This window comes from [Clostridium] innocuum (genome assembly GCA_012317185.1).
GTDB classification, from domain to species: domain Bacteria; phylum Bacillota_I; class Bacilli_A; order Erysipelotrichales; family Erysipelotrichaceae; genus Clostridium_AQ; species Clostridium_AQ innocuum.
Window position 1 is genome coordinate 3,753,192 of the sequence record CP048838.1, and the last position, 25,316, is coordinate 3,778,507.

25 protein-coding genes are annotated in these 25,316 nt (G+C 43.7%); 4 read left to right on the plus strand and 21 right to left on the minus strand.

The window, feature by feature from the left end; translation table 11 throughout:
- Positions 1–43: 43 nt before the first annotated feature.
- From G4D54_18370 to G4D54_18420, 11 genes are all read right to left on the minus strand, one after another.
- Positions 44–874 carry a hypothetical protein gene (locus G4D54_18370; protein QJA04245.1) on the minus strand — a complete coding sequence of 277 codons (831 nt, stop codon included), beginning with the start codon at positions 872–874 and terminating at the stop codon, positions 44–46.
- Positions 871–1,986 (minus strand): SPASM domain-containing protein, encoded by a 1,116-nt coding sequence (locus tag G4D54_18375; protein QJA04246.1) that lies wholly within the window; start codon positions 1,984–1,986, stop codon positions 871–873. Before G4D54_18375 ends, G4D54_18370 begins: the two co-directional genes overlap by 4 nt.
- Positions 1,987–2,496: 510 nt before the next feature.
- A complete protein-coding gene (locus G4D54_18380; protein QJA04247.1) occupies positions 2,497–3,477 on the minus strand; it encodes a Gfo/Idh/MocA family oxidoreductase in 981 nt (326 codons plus the stop codon).
- 75 nt (positions 3,478–3,552) lie between these two features.
- Positions 3,553–4,221, minus strand: coding sequence for a ribose 5-phosphate isomerase A (gene rpiA / locus G4D54_18385; protein ID QJA04248.1), 669 nt, complete (start codon positions 4,219–4,221; stop codon positions 3,553–3,555).
- 50 nt (positions 4,222–4,271) lie between these two features.
- Positions 4,272–5,192, minus strand: coding sequence for a 1-phosphofructokinase (gene pfkB / locus G4D54_18390; protein ID QJA04249.1), 921 nt, complete (start codon positions 5,190–5,192; stop codon positions 4,272–4,274).
- The gene (locus G4D54_18395) at positions 5,189–5,938 is read right to left on the minus strand and encodes a DeoR/GlpR transcriptional regulator (GenBank protein QJA04250.1); all 750 of its coding nucleotides are present in this window, start codon (positions 5,936–5,938) and stop codon (positions 5,189–5,191) included. Before G4D54_18395 ends, pfkB begins: the two co-directional genes overlap by 4 nt.
- Before the next feature lie 322 nt (positions 5,939–6,260).
- On the minus strand, positions 6,261–7,172 hold the full coding sequence (locus G4D54_18400; protein QJA04251.1) for a haloacid dehalogenase-like hydrolase: 912 nt from the start codon (positions 7,170–7,172) through the stop codon (positions 6,261–6,263).
- Positions 7,169–7,486: a PTS lactose/cellobiose transporter subunit IIA gene (locus G4D54_18405; GenBank protein QJA04252.1), complete on the minus strand. Its 318-nt coding sequence runs from the start codon at positions 7,484–7,486 to the stop codon at positions 7,169–7,171. Before G4D54_18405 ends, G4D54_18400 begins: the two co-directional genes overlap by 4 nt.
- Positions 7,479–8,777 (minus strand): PTS sugar transporter subunit IIC, encoded by a 1,299-nt coding sequence (locus tag G4D54_18410; protein QJA04253.1) that lies wholly within the window; start codon positions 8,775–8,777, stop codon positions 7,479–7,481. Before G4D54_18410 ends, G4D54_18405 begins: the two co-directional genes overlap by 8 nt.
- Positions 8,770–9,078 carry a PTS sugar transporter subunit IIB gene (locus G4D54_18415; protein ID QJA04254.1) on the minus strand — a complete coding sequence of 103 codons (309 nt, stop codon included), beginning with the start codon at positions 9,076–9,078 and terminating at the stop codon, positions 8,770–8,772. Before G4D54_18415 ends, G4D54_18410 begins: the two co-directional genes overlap by 8 nt.
- Positions 9,079–9,096: 18 nt before the next feature.
- Positions 9,097–9,711: a membrane protein gene (locus G4D54_18420; protein QJA04255.1), complete on the minus strand. Its 615-nt coding sequence runs from the start codon at positions 9,709–9,711 to the stop codon at positions 9,097–9,099.
- A 207-nt stretch (positions 9,712–9,918) separates the two neighbouring features.
- Between G4D54_18420 and G4D54_18425 the strand changes: the two genes are divergently transcribed.
- Positions 9,919–11,826: a transcription antiterminator gene (locus G4D54_18425; protein QJA04256.1), complete on the plus strand. Its 1,908-nt coding sequence runs from the start codon at positions 9,919–9,921 to the stop codon at positions 11,824–11,826.
- A 659-nt stretch (positions 11,827–12,485) separates the two neighbouring features.
- On the opposite strand, the gene G4D54_18430 is transcribed toward G4D54_18425, so the two are convergent.
- On the minus strand, positions 12,486–13,448 hold the full coding sequence (locus G4D54_18430; GenBank protein QJA04257.1) for a mannose-6-phosphate isomerase: 963 nt from the start codon (positions 13,446–13,448) through the stop codon (positions 12,486–12,488).
- A gap of 1 nt (position 13,449) precedes the next feature.
- On the minus strand, positions 13,450–14,250 hold the full coding sequence (locus tag G4D54_18435) for a Cof-type HAD-IIB family hydrolase (GenBank protein QJA04258.1): 801 nt from the start codon (positions 14,248–14,250) through the stop codon (positions 13,450–13,452).
- A gap of 296 nt (positions 14,251–14,546) precedes the next feature.
- On the opposite strand from G4D54_18435, the gene G4D54_18440 reads away from it, so the two are divergent.
- The 3 genes from G4D54_18440 to G4D54_18450 all read left to right on the plus strand — a co-directional run bounded on the left by G4D54_18440 (position 14,547) and on the right by G4D54_18450 (position 16,420).
- Positions 14,547–15,326, plus strand: a complete 780-nt coding sequence (locus tag G4D54_18440) for a Cof-type HAD-IIB family hydrolase (protein QJA04259.1) — start codon at positions 14,547–14,549, stop codon at positions 15,324–15,326.
- Positions 15,327–15,343: 17 nt separating this feature from the next.
- Positions 15,344–16,123 (plus strand): HAD family phosphatase, encoded by a 780-nt coding sequence (locus tag G4D54_18445; protein QJA04260.1) that lies wholly within the window; start codon positions 15,344–15,346, stop codon positions 16,121–16,123.
- A 63-nt stretch (positions 16,124–16,186) separates the two neighbouring features.
- Complete coding sequence (locus G4D54_18450; protein ID QJA04261.1) at positions 16,187–16,420, plus strand: hypothetical protein; 234 nt, start codon at positions 16,187–16,189, stop codon at positions 16,418–16,420.
- Positions 16,421–16,471: 51 nt separating this feature from the next.
- Here the strand turns inward: G4D54_18450 and G4D54_18455 are convergent, their stop codons facing one another.
- The 8 genes from G4D54_18455 to G4D54_18490 form a co-directional block, all read right to left on the minus strand.
- Complete coding sequence (locus tag G4D54_18455; protein QJA04262.1) at positions 16,472–17,395, minus strand: patatin family protein; 924 nt, start codon at positions 17,393–17,395, stop codon at positions 16,472–16,474.
- A 200-nt stretch (positions 17,396–17,595) separates the two neighbouring features.
- Positions 17,596–17,898, minus strand: a complete 303-nt coding sequence (locus G4D54_18460) for a hypothetical protein (GenBank protein ID QJA04263.1) — start codon at positions 17,896–17,898, stop codon at positions 17,596–17,598.
- 617 nt (positions 17,899–18,515) lie between these two features.
- Positions 18,516–19,340, minus strand: coding sequence for a PTS system mannose/fructose/sorbose family transporter subunit IID (locus tag G4D54_18465; GenBank protein ID QJA04264.1), 825 nt, complete (start codon positions 19,338–19,340; stop codon positions 18,516–18,518).
- A complete protein-coding gene (locus G4D54_18470; protein ID QJA04265.1) occupies positions 19,324–20,106 on the minus strand; it encodes a PTS sugar transporter subunit IIC in 783 nt (260 codons plus the stop codon). Before G4D54_18470 ends, G4D54_18465 begins: the two co-directional genes overlap by 17 nt.
- A gap of 22 nt (positions 20,107–20,128) precedes the next feature.
- Positions 20,129–20,599, minus strand: coding sequence for a PTS sugar transporter subunit IIB (locus G4D54_18475; GenBank protein QJA04266.1), 471 nt, complete (start codon positions 20,597–20,599; stop codon positions 20,129–20,131).
- A 3-nt stretch (positions 20,600–20,602) separates the two neighbouring features.
- Entirely contained in the window at positions 20,603–21,343 is a 741-nt protein-coding gene (locus G4D54_18480) for a membrane biogenesis protein (GenBank protein QJA04267.1), read from the minus strand.
- 164 nt (positions 21,344–21,507) lie between these two features.
- A complete protein-coding gene (locus tag G4D54_18485; GenBank protein QJA04268.1) occupies positions 21,508–21,918 on the minus strand; it encodes a PTS sugar transporter subunit IIA in 411 nt (136 codons plus the stop codon).
- Positions 21,919–22,483: 565 nt separating this feature from the next.
- Positions 22,484–25,195 carry a sigma 54-interacting transcriptional regulator gene (locus G4D54_18490; protein QJA04269.1) on the minus strand — a complete coding sequence of 904 codons (2,712 nt, stop codon included), beginning with the start codon at positions 25,193–25,195 and terminating at the stop codon, positions 22,484–22,486.
- Between the last annotated feature and the right edge of the window lie 121 nt (positions 25,196–25,316).

Below are 25,316 nucleotides of genomic sequence, written 5' to 3' on the forward strand. Positions count from 1 at the left end.
AAATCCCTGTTTTAAATTTACTCACCATCGCGTATGAATAAAATCAGCTTCGCATACTTTTTTTCATTATGAATGACAGCAGTGCCAACGAAGCAAATGCGCCCAGATACCAGACTGCCAGCACACGCAGCTGCTGTAATGCTGTATGCAGCAGCTCCTCCATCTGCACATAGGATATCCGCACAAGCAAAGGAAGTACATAGCTGATACACAAAAACAGCAAGGCCGCAAACAGGCAGCTGAGCGCTGCATTTCGAAAAGCACGATACCTCCCTGATGCAGAAACCAGCATGCTTACAAAGGATACCAGCATAGCTCCGCACAGAAGCCGGATCGTATCATTTTGCATACCGAACTGCACAAGGCGCACAGCCAGAAGGGCGGGTACGCTGAGGGATGCTCGTGTATCCTCAGCCAGTGCAGACAGACGGGTGTTCAGGTGCAGCTGACGGGTTAGAATCTGAAGCAGCAGCTTTTGCTGGGAGGCAGTTAGATTTATATTCTGAAACAGTGCCGTTTGCTCCTTTGAAAGCAAATCTGAAAACTGTGCATCCAAATCCGGAAGCTGTGCTGTTTCATCCGCTACACATTGTATAAAGGCAAGTCCGGCAGTATCCAGAAAGGATGTCCAGTCTGATTGCTTCTGAAGATTCTCCTGCAGCGTATCAAGCTGCTGCAGGATGGACTGCTCCAGAAGAAAACCGCCAGGCACCTGTTCCAGCGCATCCTTAAGCGGCTCTTTGATATCCAGATGGGAAACGACAAGCGCACTCATTCCCTGTTCCTTCACCTGCCGCAGGGTCACAGCTCCTCCCAAAAGCAATGCAGTGCAGAGAAACAGCAGCGTGCTGACCCATAAAAGAAGTCTTCTCATCCTGTCACCTCCCGGCGTTTTTTCCTGCCAGCTCCTATTTCGACTACTTCCTTCAGCTTCGGATAGGCGTATAAAAGAAACCGTTGGTAGCCGCACTGTGTTTCATTCATAAAAACACTGCGCAGACGTTTGCAGTTTCCATGGCACATCGGCTGAAATGGACAGGCAGCACACAGCTGCGGCTCTTCCCTGTATGCAAACGCCTTCGCACGGCTGCAATCACGTGCCGCAAGCAGATCGGTATCCAGAACATTGCCGCAGTGATATTCATCCAATACATAAAAATCACAGGGATACAAAGAGCCGTCGCTTTCCACAACATACTGAAACTGACACTCTCCCAGTATTCCGCAGGTACCTGGTGTTTTTCCCTGCAGGAGCAGCAGCAGGTTATCAAACAGGGCAACGCTTTGATACTGCTTGTTTTCCACATCCTGTATCCAGAGATCAAAATAGCTGCGATAAAACTGATAGAACAGCTCCGGTGTCAGTGAATATGCACTCTGTTTTTCCTGCAAAGGGGCAAGGCAGGGAATCAGCTGTACATGGGAAAAGCCGTGCTCCTTATAAAAGGCAAACAGCTTCTTCGGCTCCCTGGCCAGCTGCCTGCTTAAAACGCTCAGAATATTGAAGTCTACATGATGTCTGCGTAACAGCTGTATGGCACGCATCACGTCCGCATACGTACCGGCATTCTTGCGTTTTCGATACAAATCATGCTGCTTTCGCCATCCGTCCAGAGATACGCCGACAAGAACATTGTGCTTATGAAAAAAGGAGCACCATGCCGCATTCAGCAGACAGCCGTTGGTCTGAATGGCATACCGCACATTCTGCTTTGGCTGGCGAAGCTGTTTTACGGCATCCGCAAACTGCTCATAGAAGGGCAATCCGGCAAGCAGCGGCTCTCCGCCCTGAAAGGCGAAGGTGATATCGGCATCCCCATCTGCAGCTTGAAACACCTTCTCCAGCAATGCCACAGCTACCTCATTGCGCATACGCCCGTAGTTCGCACAGCTTCGATTTTCTGCAATATCCTTATAGAAGCAATAGGTGCAGTTCAGCTGACAGCCTGCGGATACCGGCTTGACCAGAAATGATAATGTCTTCATATGCATCCCTTCTTTCCACCGCTAAGTATAGCATGTCTTTATAGTATATCACAAGACAGCTGCTGCTTTCACCTTGAAGCAAAGCCATGAATTTCTGCTTCGGTTCTCTCTTTCGGACGCTTCCTGCATGGTACGATACAGACTTTTCATCTGATATTTATGGATACGGTGATGTACATGTGCTGTATGAATCATTCAAGCTGCCTGGACAGGATGAAAAATTCTTTCGAATACATCACGCTTTCCTGCCCGACGGTATTTCTTTTTCGAGCATTCACCGCTCTTTCGTTTTGACATGCATACGAAAGCATCAAAAAAAATTTCTTTACTGACAGTGTGCAAGATCAAAAAAGGGAATGCAATACCACTGTAACCTATCAATGATATTTGAATACCCCTTTTTCAAACACCAGAACGTAAGGAAACCTCACAAAAAAAGCATCCTGCTTCTTTGCATACGCCTTGAAGCACAATGCTTATTGTCTGTTATATACATCTCTTTTTTGATGCCTATGCCTCTTCGTCTTCAAACGGATAGCGCATTCCCCACTGTCTGCGTACTTCATCCATCAGGGCTACTACATCACTGGATAGCTTCAGGGTGCTGTTGTTCGCTGTTGCGCTGACGGCAGCCTCCATATCCCGTAGCTCATATACCAGTGCATCACTGCGTGTTCCCGCATCCAGTGTTTCTGTCCAGCCATCTCTTGTATAGCGAATCTGAAGGCTGTCTGCTCTTGGATATTCACGGATTTCCAGATATCCCTCTTCTCCGGCAACAATACCTACCTTTGGCAGCTTGGCCCGCATGGTTAACGTAACCGTAGCCATTTCATCTAGTGAATTGCGCAGGATGATACCGCTCATTTCATCCACACCTGTTTCAAAGGGAATCATATTCGTGAGAACGGTATCCGGCTGTGCATGCAGAAACCAGCGCACAAAGGATAACGCATAGGTACCGATATCCAAAAGGGCTCCTCCGGCAAGCTGCGGGGAAAAGAATCTGTTCGTGACATCGTATTCCTTACAGCTCCCAAAATTAACCTGTATCATTTTCAGCTTACCGATTGCGCCCTGCTCAACCAGCTCTTTTGCTTTGGCAAACACCGGCATGTGAAAAATTGTCATTGCCTCCATCAGAATCAGCTGCTTCTTTTGTGCCAGTGCCATTGCTTCCTGCAGCTGTCTGTGGTTTACTGTGATTGCCTTTTCGCAAAGTACATGCTTGCCATGCTGCAAAGCGCGCATTATATAGTCATAATGGTAGGTATGCGGTGTTGCGATATAAATAATATCCACCTGCTCATCTGCAAGCAGGCTTTCAATATCGTAACAGTGCTCAACCGTATATGCACTTGCAAATGCCGTTACCTTCTCCATGTGACGTCCAGCGACGGCATAAATCGTACCATGCTCCTTCATCAGTGCCTCGGCCATCTGTACAGCAATTGCGCCCTGACCAAGAATACCCCAGTTCCATTTTTTCATATTCTCATCCCTTTCCTGTTCACATTTTAAATACCCGCAGCATGCTGTGCAATACATGCAATCTGTTATTTCTTATCAGACACTGCTTTTTTTCAATAGCGCAAAGCCCTGATCGCTAACAACCAGAATCGCGGTGACCTCTCTTGTCAGCAGGGATGTATCAACAACCCCCGCAATGCTTTTCAATGCATGATTCAGTTTCTTTGGATCCTCAACCTTATCAAACCATACATCCGCCAGTACATTGCCATGATCACTCATTACAGCACCGTACTTTCCTTCCCCATGCTTACAGACAAAGCGGCCTTGCAGCTCCTCCACGCTGCGTTTCACATAGGCTGTTGCATCCTCCAAAAGCTCCATGACAACCGGTACATGAAACTGCAGGGTGTCTGAAAGCTTGCTTTCATCAATCAGCAGCATATATTCCTCTGCCATATTGGCAATCAGCTTCTCCCGGACATGAATTCCGCCTCCGCTTTTCAGCGCATAAAATTGACGGTCTGCTTCATCACAGCCATCAAAGGCGATATCCACATGGGATATCTGACGCAGCGGAAGAAGCGGCAGTCCCAGCTTTATACAAAGCGTTTCCGTTTCCAGAGACGGCGTTACGATTTGCACCTGCTTTCCGCTTTCCTTAACAAAGCGTGCAAGATGAGCGATAGTTGATCCCCCTCCCAAGCCGATTACCATGCCGTCCTGTATATATGCCAAGGCCTTTTGTGCACAACGTTTTTTCATAATGTTCTTATCTCCTTTTCCTGTATCTCAGGGCTTGTATCCCTCTGCCCTTAGCAGGCTTCCCGTTCCTTCAGCTGCACCAGCAGCTCTTCCACCGTTTTCCTGTCGGCAATTCCCTTGGAAAATGCACTGGCACTGCCACATGCTGTTCCATAACGCAGTGCCGCAGCATAGGACTGCTCACGCAAATAACCGTATAGAAAGCCCGCAACCATGGAATCACCGGCACCGACGGAATTAACAACCTTTCCCCTGCAGGCCGGTGCATGATAAACCTCCTGTGTTTCAGTGAGCAGTAAAGCTCCCTGCTCCGCCATGGATACCAGCACATTGCGTGCACCCATCGCCTGCAGCTCCTTCGCATAGACAAGCAGATCCTCCCTGCTGGAAAGCTCTACCTCAAACATTTCCGCAAGCTCCTTATGATTGGGCTTGATCAGAAACGGATGATAGACAAGCGTGGACATCAGTGCTTCCTGCCTTGCATCCACACATACACGGATGCCGCTCCCCTGCAGATGCTGCATGATATCCGCATAGATATCCTGTGGAATACTGCCGGGTACATTCCCGGACAGCACCAGAATATCATCCTTTTTCAATCGATCCAGCTTTTTTATAAGCTGCTCCAGATGCGTATAGCGAATCTGCGGTCCCTGTCCGTTGATTTCACTTTCCTCCTGCGCATGCACCTTTACGTTGATTCTCGTAAAGCCCTGCTCCACCTTCAGAAAATCCGGCTGAATGCCCATGGCCGCAACCCCCTGTTCCAGTGCATCCCCTGTAAAGCCTGCGATAAAGCCCAATGCACAAGATTTCATCCCAAGCTGTGCCAGCATACTGGATACATTGATTCCCTTTCCCCCGAAGATCAGATCCTCCGCCTTGGTGCGCATAATTTCACCGGCTGTCAGCTCGTTTACTTCAACCACATAGTCAATTGAAGGATTTAATGTCACTGTATAGATCATTCTTCTACCTCGATAATATCCGCTTCCTCCAGATATTCCTTCTCCACACCCTTGCCTGTGATGATCGTCGCATCACTGATATCCGCCGTCGTGATAGAGGTACAGGTTCCGAATTTACCGGAATCCGCAAGCACATAGCACTTCTGCGCATGCTTCATCGCCTCCATCTTGACATACGCCTCATTGGTATCCGGTGTTGTAAAGCCGCTGTCCACCGTTATACCGTTGGTTCCGAAAAATGCCTTGTTGAAATTGTATTTCTGCAGGGAGGAAACAGCGCCGAGACCTACCACCGCTTCCGTTTTGCTTTTCAGCTCACCGGCCAGCAGGAAGGTACGAAAGCCCTGCGCAGCCAGCCGTCTTCCATGCTCCAGCCCGTTTGTCACATAAATTGCTTCCTCTTCCTTCAGATATTCCACCATGTGCAGGGTTGTGCTCCCGGCATCGATATACACAAAGTCATGCGCCTGAATCAGCGATGCGGCATAGCGTGCAATTCGCTTTTTCTCTTCCACATGCTCCTCACTGCGCGCAGCCACCTCAGTTTCATATAACCCGTATTCCTTATGCAGCAGCGTTGCACCGCCATGTACCTTTTTCAGTTTTCCCATCTTATGCAGTGCCACCAGATCCCGCCGTATGGTGGATTCACTGATGGACAGTGCCTGTGTCAGTTCCAGAACCGTGACAGTTCTCTGCTTTTGCAGAATGGACAGAATTGCCGCAAAGCGTTCTTCAGCAAGCATCGTCATTCCTCCTCTTTGTTATAAGTATACGTTCTATAATCGCCATTGTCAATCACATTCAGTCAAATTATTGCAGGAATGTTTGACCGATTATGAAAATATCTGCAGGTTTTCTTGTCTGTAGCCCGCAACAGACATCCGGTAATCTCTGGCACACGTAGAAATATGACGCTGAAAAGAATAGACCGGGGTAGCATCCGCACTCAGTATGTGCATAGGTAACGACAGAAAAAAGAAGCAATCTCCTATGCATGCAGCAGGGGTATCTGCCTCTTCTGTCTTACTATCTGCTCTTGTTCATTGATAGCAATGGTTTTCAATATTAACGATTTATGGAACGTGCCATACGGATGTAGGTATGACGTTTTCCCCTGATTGCGATACTGTAGGTCATCAGATTTTCAGGATTCATGCCGCCAACAGCAGCATCACCGATATGATGAAGGTCCGTACCAGCCATTTTACACATCAGGGCAATTTGTTCCATGGTTGATGCAGACGCACCTTCCTGAGATGTTCCAATGGCCGTCAGAGACAGCTTTCCAATGCTGTGGATATAGGTAATCATATCCTTTACAAATTCGAATGTGATACCAGGTACGGTACCGGGTGCCGGCAGCAGGATCACATCGGCTCCGGCGGAAGCAAAATCCTGAATTTGTTCTTTGCTGATGATACTGCATCCTGCTTCCTCCTTCGATCCGGCAGCATGCATTTTGCCTGCCATAAGTATCATGTCATCTCCTGCTTCCATGCGGATGGCTGTAAGCGCCTGTATGATTGCATTGTTGTCGACACCGGTTCCCGGATTCCCCGTAAGCAAAATATAATCAAAGCCAAGCTCTTTTGCTTTTCTGACATTTTCGAGCGTGGCCAGCCGCCCAGCAGGCAACAGCTCACGTTCACTGAGCAATTCACCGCTGCCTACCGGTTCAAGATTCACTCCGATCAATCTTCCAGTATACGATTTCAGTTTCCGAATGATCTCATGAGCTTCCCCCTCGATTCCCGGAATGCTTGGTTTATTGCAATCAAAGGCGTTCAGCAACAGCATATCTGCACCGAAAGCACAAGCAATCTCCGCATCGCTCACAGGAGCCAGCAGCTGCATTTGACCAAACAGAGACAATTCCTGAACCAGAATTCTTCCCTCGCTTGCCTCAATGGCTGCAAGGCGTTCCTCTTTACTCATTTTTTCAAGGTCAGAAGTATTGCAATCCAATAGTCTTTTCATTTTTCACTGATCTCCTTTCTAAGCAGTATCTGTTCTTCCACAAGATCCTTTGCAAGAACCGTAGTCATTACATGATCCTGTGCGTGCACCATCATAAAATTCAGAGTTACATCGCATGTTCCGGAACACTCCTGTGTGAGAATCTGATATTGCACCTGATGTGCATCATTTATTTTTTCATCACATTGCTGAATCATTTTTTCAGCAGCTTTAAAATCTTTTTTTCTGGCAGCTGCCAATGCCTCGAAAGCCATACTTTTTGCATCTCCGGCTAAAGAGATGAGTTTAAAAGCTAATTCTGTTGTTTTATCCATTGGGCTCTTCTTCCTCCTTCGGCAATAGCTGCCTTTCATAAATCTTCATAAACGGATACCAGATCAAACCATCGATTGCCATTAAACAAATGACCAGTATTCCCGCCTTCCAATCCATTGTTGAAAGAATAGCGGCGAAAGGTGCTGGGGCTGTCCACGGTGCATTTATATATGCAGGAGCTACAAGACCGATTGCAGTAACAACCCAGCCGATAATCGTATTCACCATGGGAACGATCGTAAACGGAATGATCATAATCGGGTTCAAAAAGATTGGAAGACCAAAGATCAATGGCTCATTTATATTGAAGATACTTGGTATGACAGCAATTTTCCCCAGTTCCTTCATCTGTTTCGATTTACTCTTTAATAACATAAAGCACAGAATCAGCGTTGCTCCGGCTCCGCCGATACCGATATAGAAACTAAAGAACGGGTCTGTATAGATATTCGTAGCTTCCATTCCTTTCGCAATCATTTCAGCATTCGCCGTCGTATTCATTAAAGAGATCGGGTTAATGATAGCCCCGACGATCGTAGTCGGATGCACACCGAATCCAAATAGAAATGATTCCAGACCAATAAGCAAAGTAATCATATACACGTTATCTACACTTGCCTTCACATTGGCAAACATGGAAAAGAAGATGTCCGGTATCAGCTTCCCTGTTGTCACCTGACAAACCAAAGAAAGACCGAACAGGATGATAACTGCTATTCCAAAAGGAAATAAAGATGAAAAGCTGTCGGAAACAACAGGCGGAACCCCCTTCGGCATACGGATTGTCCAGCCCTTGTCATCTACAAAGCGCATAATTTCAACAGAAATCAGCGCAACGAAAACGGATAGCAGGATACCCTGACTCTCCATCGCCGATGTCAGTATACTTCCGTCTTTGATTGGTGTAATAACCATGATATAGATACAAACGGTTGATAATACATAGCTCAGTGGTTGCTTTTTATATGAGTTCGTTAATGAGTAGGCGGAAGCGATACAGATAAACAAAGACATGATTCCCATAGATGCATGATAAGGTGCCATAATATATCCAGCATTTGCCTCTGCAAAATGAAGCCACGCTAAGAGAAACGAATCCAGGAATACGATACCGGTACTGATATCCGCAGTAAACGGCGGAGCAGCTATAATAAGAAACAGACTTCCGATGATGGTGAAAGGAATCGCTGAAACGATACCGTCCCGCACTGCAATAAAGTGTCTCTGACTTCCAAAGAATTGGGCAATCGGCATCAGCCGTGATTCCAGCTTTGCAAGGAGATTAGACATTCTGTATCCCCCCTCGCACCATGTCCATGATTTTCTTCCCGTTACATGTTCCATAAGCAAAGGAATCCAAAACCATGACACTAACTCCCAAAGGCGTGCAATAGCCTTCGATCATCTCTTTTTGATAGCGTACCTGAGGTGCCAGCAATACCAGGTCATACTTCCCTGCCACCTCCTTAACATCCTGAGAAGATTTCGCCTCAATCGTCCAATTCTTCTCATTTTCCGTAAGCTCTTCTTTCATCGCATTCACTACAATGCTTGTGGAAGCTCCCATACCGCATACTAATAAAATATTCATAATACTCCTCCTCATTTTTCAATTTGATAATCGTTTATAAAGCTTTGTCGCACTTACATGAGCCAGATCGATCAATGGTCCATACAAGAGCGTAGCGATCACTGTTCCATATCCCACAGGTCCTTTAAATAGAAATGCAAATATCAGTCCGATTCCTTCACATAGTAACATAGAAACTGAAATGCTGAAAGAATATCGGCGCTTTATACTGAGCATGAAATAGTCGATAGCCGCCGGGAGATAATTGGCAGTCAAATAAGTTCCGCATCCGATTGCTATCACAGCAACACCACACGCATAAACAATCGCAGAATGCCCTGTGAATAAAGCAGAAATATATGACAACCCATATGTAAATCCATCCACCATGGTTCCCATGGCAATCGAAATCAAAAAGCTTTCCAAATGAATGCGTTCCTTATTCAGCAGGGATCCCAATATGATTTGACTGATTGATATCATTGTCATCCAGGTTCCGATACTGAAGCCAAAGCGATCATACAGTCCAATACTCACAGCATCCCATGAGCTCACACCGATATCTGCATAGATTGTAAGAGTGATACCCAAAGAAAACAGAAGAAGACCTATGACATAAAAGCTTACCCGAAGTAAGGTATTCCTACTTTTCATGATGTGTACTACTCCTTTGACTGTTGTACGGCCGGTACACATAAATTATGTCATTTTTACCGGTAAAGTAAATACCAGCCTGGTCCTTAATCTTGCGGACAATCCTGAAAACACAGTTTTTCCTTAGCCTTATGGACAAATTTCATAAACCAATAGAACAGCGGATGCAACGGGTTATGATATAATAAAGAAAAGGAGAGCAGAAATATGGATGATTTAGCCTTTCAGATTATAAATGAATTATTAAGTCACAAAGAAGCTGTCAGTAGCGGGCAATTGGCAATGAGCTGCAGTGTTTCCTCCAAATCGATTCAGCGCTGTATTTCTGCTTTGAGAAAAAGCAGTGAAGCTCACGGCTATTCCATTAACACAAAGACGGGAATCGGCACAGAAATCGTTATTCATGACGAGCATACATTCAAGCAGTATCTTTCAACACTATGCAGCAATCCCACTTTGGATACTCCGGAAAAAAGAAAGAGCTATATATTACAGTGTCTATTGTACAGTAACGATTACATAAAACTGTATGACCTGGCAGAAGAGCTGTTTGTTTCCTTATCACTTTTAAACAGGGATTTAAAAGAAATAAAAAAAATACTGGCACAATTTCATTTGCATGTCGTATCCAAGCCGAATACAGGTATTCGTATAGAAGGAGAAGAAAAAGATAAAAGACGCTGTATGGCACAGCTTTGTTTTCATGAAAAAACAACAGATTATCTTATGTTTGCAAACCAGCTCAATAAAGGAGGAACACTGAATCTCATTATAGAACAGGCCATTATACCGGTTCTATCACAAAAGAACATGCATGTGTCCGATGTTGCGGCACAAAGTCTAGCCATTCATTTACTCATTGCTAGTGAAAGAATCAAGAATAATCACATCATCACCTTACGTAATGAGTCACAGATTGCATTGCTGCAGAAGGACGAATATTCTGTTGCCGAGATGATTGCAAAGCATGCGGAATCCGTCTTTCAGATACGTTTTCCCACATCCGAAATCTGCTACCTGACGCAGCACATCCTTGGAAAGCGGCATTATGAGTCGAATATCGATGATTATAAGATCCAATCCATGAATGATCAAGAGGTTTTGCTGCTGGTCAATAAAATGCTGAGAAGTATATTTGACCATACGAAGATAGACTTCTTTTATGACCGCGATCTGAAAAAGGATTTAATTCTTCATATGATTCCTTTTATTGACAGAATGAAAAATAATCTTACCATTCATAATCCGATACTGGACGATATTAAGAAAAAATACAGCTTTGCGTTTGAACTTTCTGCTATTGGATGCTCCGTAGTCGGAAAGTATCTTAAGACCGCGATATCCGAAGATGAAATCAGTTACTTCGCCCTGCATTTCATTCTTGCCCTGGAACGCCGCAAAGAGATCGATACACCGGTCAACATTCTGATCATATGCAGTACAGGGCGTGCGACATCCCAGCTTCTTGCATATCAGATCAAAAAGAAATTTGCTTCAAGCATCAATACGATTAAAATCATTGAATATTACATGCTTGATACCATCGATATATATTCATATGATTATGCTTTTTCCACAGTCCCTATTGAAAAAAAGATGCCGATTCCTGTTCAACAGATCAGTAGTCTTCCGGACATTCAGGATTATCAAATCATTGAGGAAGCACTCAGCATGCAAAGACATAACATTGATATTCATTCCATTATAAAAGAGAATCTCTTCTATACGGATATCACTGGCAGTGACCGTACCGAAGTCTTGTGCTCCATGATACAGAAATTAAAAAAGGATATCGATCTTCCTGATGATTTTCTCGAATTGATTTTGGAACGTGAATCCTTCGCAGCTACAGATCTGGTAAATGGTGTCGCCTTACCGCATCCAAACAGACCTGTATCTGCGCAGAGCTTTGTTTCCATTGGTGTTTTGAAACATCCCGTTCTTTGGGAAACAAAACATGTTCAAATCGTGTTTCTGATATCGATAGCTCCCGCACAGGAACAGACAATTTCTGTATTCTTTGAAATGCTTTCAGATTTTGTTACGCAAGAGAAAAAAATAAGACAGTTTCTGAAGAAACCAAGCTATGATTATATGATACAGCTGATTTGCTAAGACGCAGACCTGTATGCCATTTCTTGAATCAGAAATAATAACCTTTTGATATCTCCTACATAAGCTGTATTCAGATAAAGGGACAGTTAATAGAAAGCAGGAACGATGTACATTTGTAAGAAATCTAAAAAAATGCACAGTATCTGTAGCGAAAAAAAATGAAATATTATGCATGTGTAAAGGTGATGTAGAAACGAAAAAAAATACGACATTAACAGGCTCCATTAAAACCGTTTTTAAAGCGGGCTTTAAAGGTACCTTTGACTAGGTTCAACAGATGCCAGGAAACGGTATGGATGAGTACACAAACTAAAGACCTGCTGCCAAAGAGATCCTTCAGAAACAGAAGCATGCATGCAAAGTAATCTCGAAACATATTGTTTAGCTTTGAAAATCAGATTGAGAAAGGTGATTTACTTCTTTCAGTTTTACATGATATAATTTCCATAATCACGCAAAACGCATTGTGTTCATTTATAAAGAAAGCACCTATAGCTTCAACCTGACCGCCAAAGTCAGACCTCTCTATAGGTACTTTTTTTCACATTGCCTTTTTGGGAATGAGTCGAGAAGGAAGAAACGCAATCAACGCCTGTGTTGAGAGAATCTGCCTTGCTTACCATTTCCCACGATATTTTTTCTGTTTTACGGATTACTGCTTATACCTTTGAAAGGATGAAGCGGCAGCTTCCCTTGATGGTCACCTTGCCTGTATTTGCACTGGCGAATACAGAATCTCCCTTGCGGATGCTCAGCATGGTATCATCACTTTCGATACTGCCCTCACCATCCACAATGACAAAGGACGCAAAGCTTTCCTCATCCACCTTCACACTGCACTCTGTTTTCACATCATACACATAGGTTGTGAAATATTCGCAGGTGGCCATCATGGCACACTTGTAGGTACCGTAATCCTTCTCTTCACCAATCGGCTTGAAATCACTTTCCAGCGGTGTCAGATTGGAAACATCAATGGCCTTCTCAATGTGCAGCTCTCTCGGCTTTCCATCCTTACCTACGCGTCCGAAGTCATACACGCGGTAGGTCGTATTGGAATTCTGCTGAATTTCACAGATTACGATTCCTTCCCCGATCGCATGAATGGTTCCAGCTTCAATGAAGAACACATCTCCCTTGTGTACCGGTACCTTTTTCAAAACATCCAGAATGGTGTTGTCCTCAATCCGCGCACGGAATTCATCCTTTGTGATTTCCTTATTCGTTCCATAATACAGACTGGCACCCTCTTCGGCATCCAGAATATACCACATCTCTGTTTTTCCATATTCCTTTTCCACACGCAGCGCATAATCATTGTCCGGGTGAACCTGTATGGACAGATTGCCTTTTGCATCGATAAATTTAATCAGAATCGGGAAAAATTCAAATGCGTTTCCTTTGGTGCCAAGTGCATCCTTTCCCAGCTTTTCCACATACTCACTCAGTGTCAGTCCCTTGTACTCTCCACTGTCCACAATACTCTGTCCGTCCTTGTGTGTGGATAACTCCCAGCTCTCCGCCACAATATCAAGATCGGTTTTCTTGTTGTAGTTTTCCTTTAATTTCGTTCCGCCCCACAAATAATCCTTAAATGCAGGGAGCAGTCTTACCAATGCCATACTAAATTACCTCCAATTTCTTCAGGGCCTTATAAATCCCCTCTTCTTTTACGGTTCCGGTGACCATGCTTGCCACTGCGTCCAGTATTGGATCATGCTTTCGCATCGCGACACCGTGCACCACACCAGCGAGCAGCTCTACATCGTTATCCCCATCTCCAAACGCGATCGTCGCGTCCATGGGAATGTGAAAATAATCGATGATCGCTCTGGCTCCTACTCCCTTGTGTATCGTCTTCTTTGCGATGTCAAAGGTATTGCAATTGCGGTGATAGGAACACAGATACGTTTTTTCCAGCTCTGCGCCGCTTGTTTCCAGCTGTTTTCGATTTGGGAATGTCAGTGTGATTTTTCCAATCCTGCCTCTGACATCCTCAAAGCCGCGGTATTTGACGAAGTTATCTTCCGGTATCTTAAAATTATCCATAAAATGCAGATATTCCGACTCTTTCAGATCCTTTACATAACAGAATTTCGTTCCCTCCAGTATATAATTGATAGATAAGCTATCCATATACTGAAGCAGAGACAGCAGTTCCTCATCGGAAAAAACATCGTTGTGGATTACCTTACCATGCACAGTTACATGCGCACCATTGCTTGTCACATAGCCATCCAGATGCAGATCCTTCGCTCCGTTTGGAATATAGCTCAATGCTCTTCCGGTTGCCAGCACACACAGGTATCCCAAATCCTGCAGACGGCTGATCGCAGCTTTTGTCAACTGCGTAGGAACATAGATTTCATCTCTTTCATCTACCAGCGTTCCGTCATAATCGTACAATACGAGTCCTTTTACCATAATCATCCTCCGTACAGTTTAATTATAGGAGAAACAGGTTAGGATTGCAAACAGGAATCTCGACATTTCTGAAAGAAGAGGGGTTTGCTTGAGGGGAAACATGATGATCGCAGGACATGTTGTAAACTATGTTATATGAATGCTTTGTGTATGCAAACATTCGAATCTGTTTTCCTTACATTGTGACTGTTGCATAAGACTTAATGGATTTCGTATTCTAGACTGTCCCTCGTGAATTTACTAGACATTATAAAAAAATCCCTTACAATAAAGGTTGAATAGCTGGGAGGATTTATATGAACATAAAAGCAGTATTTTTTGACATTGACGGTACCTTTTACGACCATACGACCAATCGTGTGCTGCCATCCACAAAGGAAGCAGTACGAAAGCTGAAGGAACAGGGCATCAAGGTCGCCCTATGCAGTGGAAGACCCCTGCAGCTGGCAGCTGAATTACCGGTATTCGATGAATTCTGCTGGGATGGATTCATCGGTGGGAGCGGTATTAGTGTGTATGATGAAAACAGAGAGCTGATTTGGGAAAATGCATTTACAGAAGACCAGCTGAAAAAGCTGTTTGCGATTGCAGAGAAGCACGAGCTCCCCTTGTATGTGAATGGGGAGAAAACCTTTCTGACAAGACCACTGCCTGCCAAGAAAGAATTTGTTCTGGATCTGTTTCATTTGGGCGTACCGGAAATACGAAGCTGGAATCATGAACGCGTGGATGTGCTGAGCATTTTTGAAAACCGTGATTATGACTTCCGTATGTTTCAAACGGTGGAGAACATCAGAATGCAGCCGTCCTGTGACTACATCATGGATATTTTGAAAAAAGATACCTGCAAGGCGACCGGCATCAAACAGCTGATGGCTTACTGGGGGCTGGAAAATGAAGCATATATGGCGTTTGGTGACAGTATGAATGACTGTGAAATGCTGCAGGAGGCTGCCGTTGGTGTTGCCATGGGGAATGCCATGGATGCCGTAAAGGCTTATGCCGACCATATCTGCGGCAGCAGCGATACACCTGCTATCCATGACACCCTGCAGGCTTACGGACTCATTCACTAAAACAGGAGGCACAGGCTATGAAAATAAACGCTGTATTTTTTGATATCGACGGTACATTTTTCGATCATGTGAGCGGTATGGTGCTTCCGGAAACACTGACAGCCGTAAAAAAGCTAAGAGAAAACGGCTATAAGGTCTGTTTGTGCAGCGGCCGTGCCAAGGAAATGGCAGAGCAGCTGGGTGTTTTACAAATGACTGCATGGGATGGCTATGTCGGCGGTGCCGGAGTAAGTGTCTACAACGAACGTATGGAGCTGATCAGCGAGCATGCCTTTACCAGAGAACAGACGGCACGTATATTTGAGCTTGGCAGGCAGTATGATATCTGTATTCAGTCGCATGGAACGTATGAATTCATGACGAAGCCGCTGAATCCGTATGCCCGGCAAACCTTTGCGGAATTTCACTGCGAGGTTCCCGAGGTACGGGACTGGCACGAGGAGCCTCTGGTCGCCATCAGCGCATATGAGAAAAAAGGCTTTGACTGGAGTATGTTTGATGATATTGAAGGTATTGAGCTGCAGCATCCCAATGACACCTGCGTAGACTTCATGCAATGCGGCATCAATAAAGCGACCGGGATTCGGGAGCTGATGGATTTCTGGGGTTTTCCACATGATTCCTACATGGCGTTCGGTGATTCTTTGAACGATATGGAAATGATACAGGAGGCAGCGTATGGCATTGTTATGGGAAATGGAAAGGATGCCTTGAAGCCGTATGCTGATCTGGTCATCGGTCCCAGCAATGAGCCGGGAATTTATCATACCCTCAAGGAGCTGCACATGATTGATTAGGATGAGGGAACTGTATTTTCAATTCTACAATGCGGATAGAAAATCTGTATTCAAAGACAATATATGAAGAAAATCAGAGCTGTCAATGAAGGCTCTGATTTTTGTTTTTTATCAAAGAGAGAAACTCTGTTACAGGGTCTGCATATACGTGGTAAAACCAAGGATCAGCACATTGAAGAATCCATGGAGTATAGCAATCGTGTAAATAGAGAAATGATCCGGCAGCTTGATAATAAGTGCTGTAAACACTCCTCCAATCAGGAAGCTGATGATCAGCTGCAGCCTGCAGAAAAGTAACGATATGGAAAGCATTTTCCCTATTGAATACAGGTCTTTTTCATGCAGGATTCAAATACTTCCATCCTGCTGCAAATAGCGGCGGATGTCCTGAATCTGCCGTCTGGTGTCATAATACCCCATCCAGTACAGACTGCCCAGCTTCTCCAAATCCGGCTCCAGTCTTCCCACTGTAACCGGCTGTGAAGGTGCGATGACATAGACACGTTTTTGCTCCTGCAGAATTTCCAGCGCCTCGCATTGCCGATTATAATTGGCATCCATTTCCTCCAGCGCTTTCATAAATTTCGGGTACGGTCTGTAGATCGTCTTTCCCAATGGCAGCTTTCGGGTGATACTGTCCGTTTTCTTACGATAGGACAGCGGTCGCGTCCGCACGACGATAATTTTTTTATAGCCCTCCCGCAAAGCCCAGTCAAAGGGTATTTTATCACTGCAGCCACCGTCCAGATACGGATAGCCCTCCATCCATACCATTTTGGAAATAAACGGCATAGAGGCTGATGCCTGCACCGCCTGAAAGATATCGCGGCAGTGATCCTTTTCAAAATATGCCGGCTCTGCTGTTTCACAGTTGGTCGCAACAGCGATAAAGCGGCGGTCAAATTGAAAAAAACGTTTCTTATCAAACGGGTATTCCTGATCTGCCTGATGAAAGGCAAATGCAAAGCCAATCAGACCTTCCCCGTTTTGCAGTGCTTTTCTTCCCACATACCGCTTGTCATGGCGGTATTTTAAATTCATGCGGATTGATCTGCCAATCTGACCGGATACATAATTCAATCCATTCATGGCTCCTGCGGATACACCGATCGTACAGCGCAGATTGATGTTTTCCAGCATAAGAGCATCCAACACACCCTCACCATACAGTCCGCGAAATGCACCGCCCTCCAGAACAATGCAGCCTTCCTGTACCATTGTGGATGCATTCCCGTGCGGCAGCTGATGAAAGCCGGAATATATTTTATTCATTCCATCACCTCTCACAATCCCATAATGAAGCAACTGCTATCATGGCATTGGCACGGCTCATGGTTACAGTCATTCATTCGTTGGAATTTTACGTAAGCAATACTAGCACAACTCTATCCCATAGTCAAACAATAGGAAATGAAAAACCGAAAGCATCATCACCTTCGGTTCATTTATAAAATAAATATCAAACAGAGAGCTTACAAAGCTGCCTTGTTTAATCGGAATACGGACACGAACATTTCATCATACAGGAGAATATGCTCTCCCATTCTTCCTGCGCTGACCACCTCATCACGCAAAATGCGAAGTCCCGGCTTTACTCTGATCATCAACTCTGTAATTTCCTCAATGGTCTTCTGTTTTTTGCTGTGAAAAACCAGCTCTTCTCTTCCGATTTCCAGAAAAGCCTGATATAGTTCTTCCGGATAATCGCCAAGCCAAACATTTGGATAGTGCATGAGCATATGCCATGCATCATCAATCTTGATTTCTTCTTCCATATCTCACTCTCCTTGCTATATTGTATTATAGAGTAGAGAAAATATACAGAAGAAGGCTAAGGTAAATTCTGGAATATGCTTATATACTTTGTTGCGCATTCCTCATAAATATAATTCTGTACAACCGATACTTATGTGTACAGAATTAGGAATAGATTACATAAATGCAATTTTAATGGGATAAGCTCACAGTTCTGCCGCTGTCCCTGGGATATACATGCGTCACATGGTTACCCGTTATATCCCTAGATAATGCAAGGTAGCTCACAGCTTTTTTCTTTCATGGACCAGTGCTTGTTTCATATTGAGATAGATACTCTTTATGTTTACTACCTGTGTATGCCGCTACTGGTCCATTATATCATATATACAATTCTTCACCTTAATACTAATATCCCTGCTTTGATGGTTTCACCTTGCATCCGCAAGTACCACAGACTTTTTTAATTCCTGTTAAGCATTTAAACGGCGAGCTCATTCAATTCATACGCATAATTCAGCTTGTCTTTTGTCCTGAATGAGCCTTGATTCTTATATCGTCCATAAATATAGCTTCTGATTTTAAAATTCAAGGGAGATATTCGTCATAATTTAGCCTTGATTTTATGAAATACAGCCTATACGATTCCAAAGAATGCTAATGCTATACTTAATGCAAATACACTAAGTAGAATTGTCGTTGTTTTTATTTTCTTTCCCAATAAGAAGTACATGATACCGAACATTGCCAAAGGTAATAAGCCTGGCATTATCTGATCAAGATAAGTCTGAAGCGGCTGTGCAAATTTACCACTACCTACCATTATTGGAAGTTGAAAGCTTACCAGTGAAGCTGTCATACATCCGATAACCATCAGACCTACAGCAGAAGCAATATAAGTAACATTATCCATGATACCTGAATTCAAAAACTGTTTAAAGAAATTAGTACCTAACTCATATCCTTTAAACAAGCATATATATCTTAAAGGAATGGTTGGTATATTAACGATTAGAAGGAATAATAATGGACCCAGAATACTGCCATTAGCAGAGAAAGAAATAGCAATACCTGCAGCGATGATACGTAAGGTTCCCCAGATCAAAGAATCACCGATACCTGCTATAGGACCCATCAAGGAGGCTCGAACAGCACTGATCGAGGTTTCATCAAAGTCAGGGTTATTTGCATTTTCTTCTTCCATGGCTGTTAGAATTCCATATAATAATGTTGATAAATGTGGAGTAATCGCCATAAATTCCACATGTCTCTGTAATGCGCGGGCACGTTTTTCCGGATCATCCGCATACAGTTTCCCTACAACTCTTGACATCGTATAGGCAGACCCTAAGTTTTGCTGTCGCTCAAAATTCCAGACAGCATCCTGTCTCCAAGACCTCCAGAAAACTCCCATCAAATCTTTTCGATCTAATTTTTTAACATCACTAGAATTCGTTTTCATCACTTAATACCTCCTCTGAAATCTTATTATTATTTGTTTGTTTAATCGTCAAAATAACACCTACAATAACACATGCCATCAATGCTACGCCGAATACCGGTATTTCCAGATATGCCGATAACAGGAAGCCACCAAAGAAGAAAGCAGCGACATCTTTACTGATAATCATTCTAACTAACATGGCGAACCCGATTGCAGGAATAATGCCCGTAGCAATCTCCAATCCATGATTTATGAATGGCGGAATAGCAGCCACGATATCTTTAATTAACGGAGCACCTAAGTAGTAAGAAACAGCTATAATTGCAGATAAGGAAACAATTTCAAAAATCCATCCAATCGTCTCTGTTCTTTCAACACCGCGAGCATCTCCTGCAGCAGCACATTTATCTGCATGACCACAGAATACAGGGGAAGTAATAAGCACTCTGAGCCCAGTTTTAATCATCAGTACCAAAGTAGCAACCGGCACTGCTAAAGCCACCGCAGCACTTGGTTCTCCACCACTGTTAATAACGAAGCTTGTCCCAATAATAGCACCTGATACCATTTCCGGAGGACAGCTTGCTCCTACCGGGAATGCTCCCAACCAGATAAGCTCCAAGGTAGCTCCTGTCATGATTCCAGTTCTGATATCCCCCAAAACCAAACCAACTAGCGGAGCCATAACGATCGGCCTGTTCCACATGGTACTGCCCACTCCATCATGAGCGAAGCCAAAAGCAGCTACCAATGTAATCAATAATGTTTGTACTAATAAATCCATCTTTTCTTACCCTTTCCTTTCATTAAATAAGTGTCATTACATCTTGCTTTGAATCATCCGGAACCATACGAACTTCCAACTCAATACCTTTATCATTCAGTTTTTTCAGCAATTCAATCTCTTCATCATTGACAGAAAGTGCTTTGGAAATCTGACGTTTTCCTGCTTCATTTTTAATGCCGCCCAGATTGATTGAAGTAATTTTGTCATAACCAAAAGCTAATCTGGATACATCTTCAATGTTTTCACAAAGTATCATTAGATTATATTTGTCTGTAACTCCGGCATTTAATGCTTTGATAGAGTCATCTATGCTTTTCATGACCAATTTCACGCCATTAGGCTTTGACAATCTTAAAGCTGTCATTCTTAATTCATCTTTAACAACAGCATCACTGGCAATTAAAATGCAGTCAGTACTGATACTTTTTGTCCAGGTAAACACAACCTGTCCATGTAATAATCTATGGTCTACACGAACTAATACAATCATATCTTATTCTCCCTTTACTAAAGCATCTCTTACAGCAATCAATTTCTGTACATTCTTTTCATCGACAGTTCCTGTCGCAATATGAGTATCTTTGACCCAGCTTCCAACAATACCGCCATCTGCTACTGCAAATTGCTTGGTACAGTTTTCAGCTGTCAAGCCGGCACCTACGATTAACGGGAAATCGCCGATAATATCTCTGAATTCCTGAATTTTTTTCATGCTGGTTTCCTGACCGGTTTCATCCTGTGAAACCGCAATTGCATCACAGCGTGTCATAGCAGTTTTCAAATCTTCTTCCAGGCTTTTTCCGGATAAGTATGGTGTATGTTTAAAACGAACACCGCCGATGATATATCCGGGATATCTTGAACGATATAATTTGATGAATTCTGCAAAGCTGATGTCTTCACGCTCAATTAAATTACCTGCAATAGCATCAATCTGCACAAAGTGTGCTTCATATTTAATAGCTAATTCAAATGTCAAAGTGTTCTGGTATAAGCAATTAACTCCATAAATGTGATCTTTGTAGTTTTCCTGAAGATATTCTAAAACTGGAATCATATGATTATAGGTTCCAAAATAGTTTTCGACTAATACCGCATCAGCACCATTGTTGTAATACGTATCGATTTCCTGCTTAGCTATTTCAAATACTTCTTCATCTGTATTTCCTTTAAGATGTAACATTCCGATAATAGGTTTTTTCCAATTAAAAGCTTCTAAAAAATTTTTATTCATTTTATTTGTCCTCCTTTTAAAGTTCTTTTATGTTGCTACATGTGTTATTACAGAATAATAAGTTTAACATCCTTTACAATGATATTTAGGCAACTATCTTGTAAAGCTTCACAATTATCCCGTAGCCAGAAATTCTTTTTTCATGTCTCTCTCTCCTTCCTTTCCTAAAAATCTTCTTCTTCCTGTTTATCTATGCTTTTTCTACAGGTGATTCCTGTTTTAGCCTCATCCATAATATGTGCCATACGCTTCTCACTGACATCATCATGATCGCCCAGCAATACACTCAGCACCAGGTTCAAATTCATACCCGACAGAATCGTTACATCGCCAAAGGCTGTCAGCTGCGATAAAGCCGTATGAACACTGCCTCCCAGAATATCAGCCAGTATGATCCATGCATCCCTGCTGTTTTCTATCTTCAAACGAAGCTGATCTGCATAATCCTGCGGATTCTGACCCGGATACAGGCAGAACACTTCCACACCCTTTGTAAGATCACCAATGATCATGGATGCGGAATGCAACATACCCTTTGCCAGCTCACCATGTGATGCCAGAATTATGTTTGCCATATCTCTCATCTCCCTTCACTTTCTTACGTAGCAAAAAGCGTGCCAACTTAGCCTGCTCCATATAAAAAAACAAAATAGCTGCCGCTTTCTGCAATTTTTCTTTCCAATCTCCCCTATAAACTCTCTCAATATGATTCTTTTTGTGAGCTATAGCACATGAGTTTCTTTTCAAAATGTATATGTATCGACGCTATCCCGCTTTTTATCGACGCTAATCCAACAGGGAAGTGCTGTTAAATAAAAAAACTCCATCATGAACACACTTTCCACCCCGGATACTGTAAACGCTCGATACCGATCGTGCATGTGAGTACCGTCTATGCTTCTGTGAAATATGCACATAAGCAGCTTCTTCTACATTTCATTATTTATAAATCGAAAGCCGTCGTATAAAGAGTACTTTCTATGTCATGCTTTCCTGTATTATCAGGCTACAAAGAGTACTTTCTATGTCATGCTTTCCTGTATTATCAGGCTACTATGCGCTCTGGCTTTCGAATATCATCCCATATATAAAATGAAAGCCTTTAACACAGGGATTTTCTCCCGATGTAAAGGCTTTTTGTTAACCATCGTTATGGTCTACATAATTGAAGATATACCCGATTTCCTCGACTGGAATCTCCACACCGTAATACTCCTCCACGACACTGAATGCATGCTTTACACACTGAATGAAGGCAGCTTCCTGCTGTGCAAAATCCTCGATATCTGTAAAAATCTCAATTTCTCTTCTTGTCACTAGGCGTTCAATCAGACAGCATATATGCACATACAGTCCGAAGCAGGTATTGTTGGTAAAGCGCAGTCCCAGCTCCAGCTGCAGCTTGTCAATCGCATCCGCAACATGCTCCAGAAGCTTGTTTGGATTGAGAATCGTCAGATTGTTCATAATATTTGATAAAGAAAAATTCTTCAGTATGTTTTGCTGGAAGGTCTTCATCTCCTCCTCCCGCATATAGTCCCGGAAATAGATGTTCAATGCATCCATTGTATCATTGATAATCAGGTCCTCAATCGGAATGAAACGGATTCCCTCAATATTGGGATTCAGCGTGCCTACTATGCAAATAACCTCATACGCGTCGAAAAAGGCGTCGTGCATCTGCTTCTCCAGCAAAGTATTATAATCATAGGTCAAAACCTGAATCGGAAAGTTATGCGGCAGGGAATCCGTCAGAATTGTTTTCAGCTTCTCTGCCGTATTGATCCCGCTGGCACAGGAGCATAAAATCACCTGCTCCTTTCTGCGATGCTCTACGATATGATAATGATATGCACTGTAGGTCTGCACGGCATCAAATATCTCCTGCATGCCGGCTCCCTGAATCATACCGTTTCCAACCTCAAGTGCCAGCTTGGTTGTCACATTGTTCATAATACCGATATTGGCATTCTGATTTTCTATTCCCTTATACAGGTCCTCCAAAGAGCCCATGTCCACCAATAGAAACAGTTCCTCAAAACGACCGATTTTGCTAAGATATCGGTTCAGACGCTCAATGATTTCCTGTGTCGTGACATGCAACGGCATATCGATGGAATCAAAGACATAACGCCCCAGAAATTTGTTCACGGCATCCGCAAGAGAACTGGCGGTAGAAAAGCCATGTGCGATGATGATACCGATCCGCTTGTTCAAATCCTGCATACGATTCAGCAGCTTCAGGTGCAGACACAAAATCACCGAAATCATATCCTCAAATTTCAAATCCAGGTTATTTTCAAGATGCTCACGGATTTCCCCGGCAATCGCATATTCTCTGGCAAGCTTCTGCTTCAGAAATTTCTGCAGGGCTGCCATCTGCTTGCGATTCGCCTCCTGCCAGTTGCCAAGCTCCAGTGTATTCTGCATACAATCCGCAATACATGCCGTAATGGCGATCAGGTCATTGTTCACATACTTGAAGCCATAGCGCAGAGACAGCATATCGAAGATATTCGAAACAATCCCCTGAACATACTCATTTCCCGATAATGCTGCACTGCTTCGCAGCATCGTGGCCTCCTGATAAGAATGCATCGCTTTCCCTGCTTCATCAAGACAGACAGGAAACTCATGCGGGGCCTGAAATGCCGCAAGGATATGCTCCAGCAGCTGAATGATGGGGCGCTCCTTCAATACAAAGCTTTTCAGTTCATGAACAGGAATCATACGCTGACTTTCTCTGGACACCGATTTCCCGCTATCCTTTCTTTCCCGCAGCTTCTCCGGAAGATTGAACGCACGGATTTCCAGAATACTGCTTTTTTGATCAGATGCAAATAATGCATTTACACAGCTTGCCTGTATCGCATTCTTTAATTCTCCGATGTTCCCTTCGCATTCACAGCTTAACAGCAGACGGTATACAAGCGATGATATATGAATCGACTTATGAATACGCTTTTCCTCATCCTGAAATATGGAATGAATCAGCTGCAGCCGCTCGTGAGAGCCGCGCTCCGCAAGGGATGGGACAGTGACAATCATTGGAATCCTTCGCAGCAGTGTTTTTAAAAGGACCTCCTGCGGCTTCTCCGTAGTCGCAAATATCAGACGGACACTGGATGTATACCATTTTTCATTATCGCCAACCATATGATAGATGCCTTTATCCATAAACAGAAACAGCTTTTCCTGGCATTCCGCCTTCAGACAATGCACCTCATCCAAAAACAGAACACCGCCCTCTGCCAGCTTGATCAAACCGGGATTATCCCTGTCAGCTCCGGTAAACGCCCCTTTTTTGTGACCAAACAGGTTGGCAGTCAGCAGCTCCGGATTGTTCGCATATTCACTGCAGTTTACAATCAGAAAATTTCTATCCTCCGCTATCAGTCCCTGATTTATTGCATACTCATACATAAGCTGCGCCAGAAAGCTTTTTCCGGTTCCTGTCGGTCCATACAGCAGAAGCGGAAGACCGGAGGGCGGATAGGATATCGTCGCCTTACACTGATTTACCAGCGAAGCCAGACTTTCATCATAGCCAATCAGCTTCTCAAAATCCTGCGGCTGATGCGGCTGCAGCGCTTTTTGAAATTCCTCAAGGGAAATGAATTCACGCTGATGCAGTGAAACACCATACATATCCTCTATCGTATCCCCGTCATAAAAAACGACCGGCCTGGTATTGATTTTAAGCAGGCGTCCTTCGGCAAACAGCTGATTGAGATACTGTGAAACCATATTGCGGCTCAGCTGCAGCTGTTCACTGATATACAGCGAGTTCCCCTGATCGCTCATTTCAAGCTTTGTAGCCTCCACCACATAGGCATATACCTTTTCCAACATACTGTCACCGACTCCCTTTCCTTATGATAAGTGTATAGGGCAAAGATTTGAAAGTCAATGTGGAAACTTATGGAAACGCGCAAATGTTGGCACGCTTTTTGCTAGGTTATAAAAAAGAGTG

Bases quoted from the DNA above. Each gene is read 5' to 3' on its own strand.
- G4D54_18370 (QJA04245.1), bottom strand. From the start codon at position 874: ATGAGAAGACTTCTTTTATGGGTCAGCACGCTGCTGTTTCTCTGCACT.
- G4D54_18375 (QJA04246.1), bottom strand. From the start codon at position 1,986: ATGAAGACATTATCATTTCTGGTCAAGCCGGTATCCGCAGGCTGTCAG.
- G4D54_18380 (QJA04247.1), bottom strand. From the start codon at position 3,477: ATGAAAAAATGGAACTGGGGTATTCTTGGTCAGGGCGCAATTGCTGTA.
- rpiA (QJA04248.1), bottom strand. From the start codon at position 4,221: ATGAAAAAACGTTGTGCACAAAAGGCCTTGGCATATATACAGGACGGC.
- pfkB (QJA04249.1), bottom strand. From the start codon at position 5,192: ATGATCTATACAGTGACATTAAATCCTTCAATTGACTATGTGGTTGAA.
- G4D54_18395 (QJA04250.1), bottom strand. From the start codon at position 5,938: ATGCTTGCTGAAGAACGCTTTGCGGCAATTCTGTCCATTCTGCAAAAG.
- G4D54_18400 (QJA04251.1), bottom strand. From the start codon at position 7,172: ATGAAAAGACTATTGGATTGCAATACTTCTGACCTTGAAAAAATGAGT.
- G4D54_18405 (QJA04252.1), bottom strand. From the start codon at position 7,486: ATGGATAAAACAACAGAATTAGCTTTTAAACTCATCTCTTTAGCCGGA.
- G4D54_18410 (QJA04253.1), bottom strand. From the start codon at position 8,777: ATGTCTAATCTCCTTGCAAAGCTGGAATCACGGCTGATGCCGATTGCC.
- G4D54_18415 (QJA04254.1), bottom strand. From the start codon at position 9,078: ATGAATATTTTATTAGTATGCGGTATGGGAGCTTCCACAAGCATTGTA.
- G4D54_18420 (QJA04255.1), bottom strand. From the start codon at position 9,711: ATGAAAAGTAGGAATACCTTACTTCGGGTAAGCTTTTATGTCATAGGT.
- G4D54_18425 (QJA04256.1), top strand. From the start codon at position 9,919: ATGGATGATTTAGCCTTTCAGATTATAAATGAATTATTAAGTCACAAA.
- G4D54_18430 (QJA04257.1), bottom strand. From the start codon at position 13,448: ATGGCATTGGTAAGACTGCTCCCTGCATTTAAGGATTATTTGTGGGGC.
- G4D54_18435 (QJA04258.1), bottom strand. From the start codon at position 14,250: ATGGTAAAAGGACTCGTATTGTACGATTATGACGGAACGCTGGTAGAT.
- G4D54_18440 (QJA04259.1), top strand. From the start codon at position 14,547: ATGAACATAAAAGCAGTATTTTTTGACATTGACGGTACCTTTTACGAC.
- G4D54_18445 (QJA04260.1), top strand. From the start codon at position 15,344: ATGAAAATAAACGCTGTATTTTTTGATATCGACGGTACATTTTTCGAT.
- G4D54_18450 (QJA04261.1), top strand. From the start codon at position 16,187: ATGAAGAAAATCAGAGCTGTCAATGAAGGCTCTGATTTTTGTTTTTTA.
- G4D54_18455 (QJA04262.1), bottom strand. From the start codon at position 17,395: ATGAATAAAATATATTCCGGCTTTCATCAGCTGCCGCACGGGAATGCA.
- G4D54_18460 (QJA04263.1), bottom strand. From the start codon at position 17,898: ATGGAAGAAGAAATCAAGATTGATGATGCATGGCATATGCTCATGCAC.
- G4D54_18465 (QJA04264.1), bottom strand. From the start codon at position 19,340: ATGAAAACGAATTCTAGTGATGTTAAAAAATTAGATCGAAAAGATTTG.
- G4D54_18470 (QJA04265.1), bottom strand. From the start codon at position 20,106: ATGGATTTATTAGTACAAACATTATTGATTACATTGGTAGCTGCTTTT.
- G4D54_18475 (QJA04266.1), bottom strand. From the start codon at position 20,599: ATGATTGTATTAGTTCGTGTAGACCATAGATTATTACATGGACAGGTT.
- G4D54_18480 (QJA04267.1), bottom strand. From the start codon at position 21,343: ATGAATAAAAATTTTTTAGAAGCTTTTAATTGGAAAAAACCTATTATC.
- G4D54_18485 (QJA04268.1), bottom strand. From the start codon at position 21,918: ATGGCAAACATAATTCTGGCATCACATGGTGAGCTGGCAAAGGGTATG.
- G4D54_18490 (QJA04269.1), bottom strand. From the start codon at position 25,195: ATGTTGGAAAAGGTATATGCCTATGTGGTGGAGGCTACAAAGCTTGAA.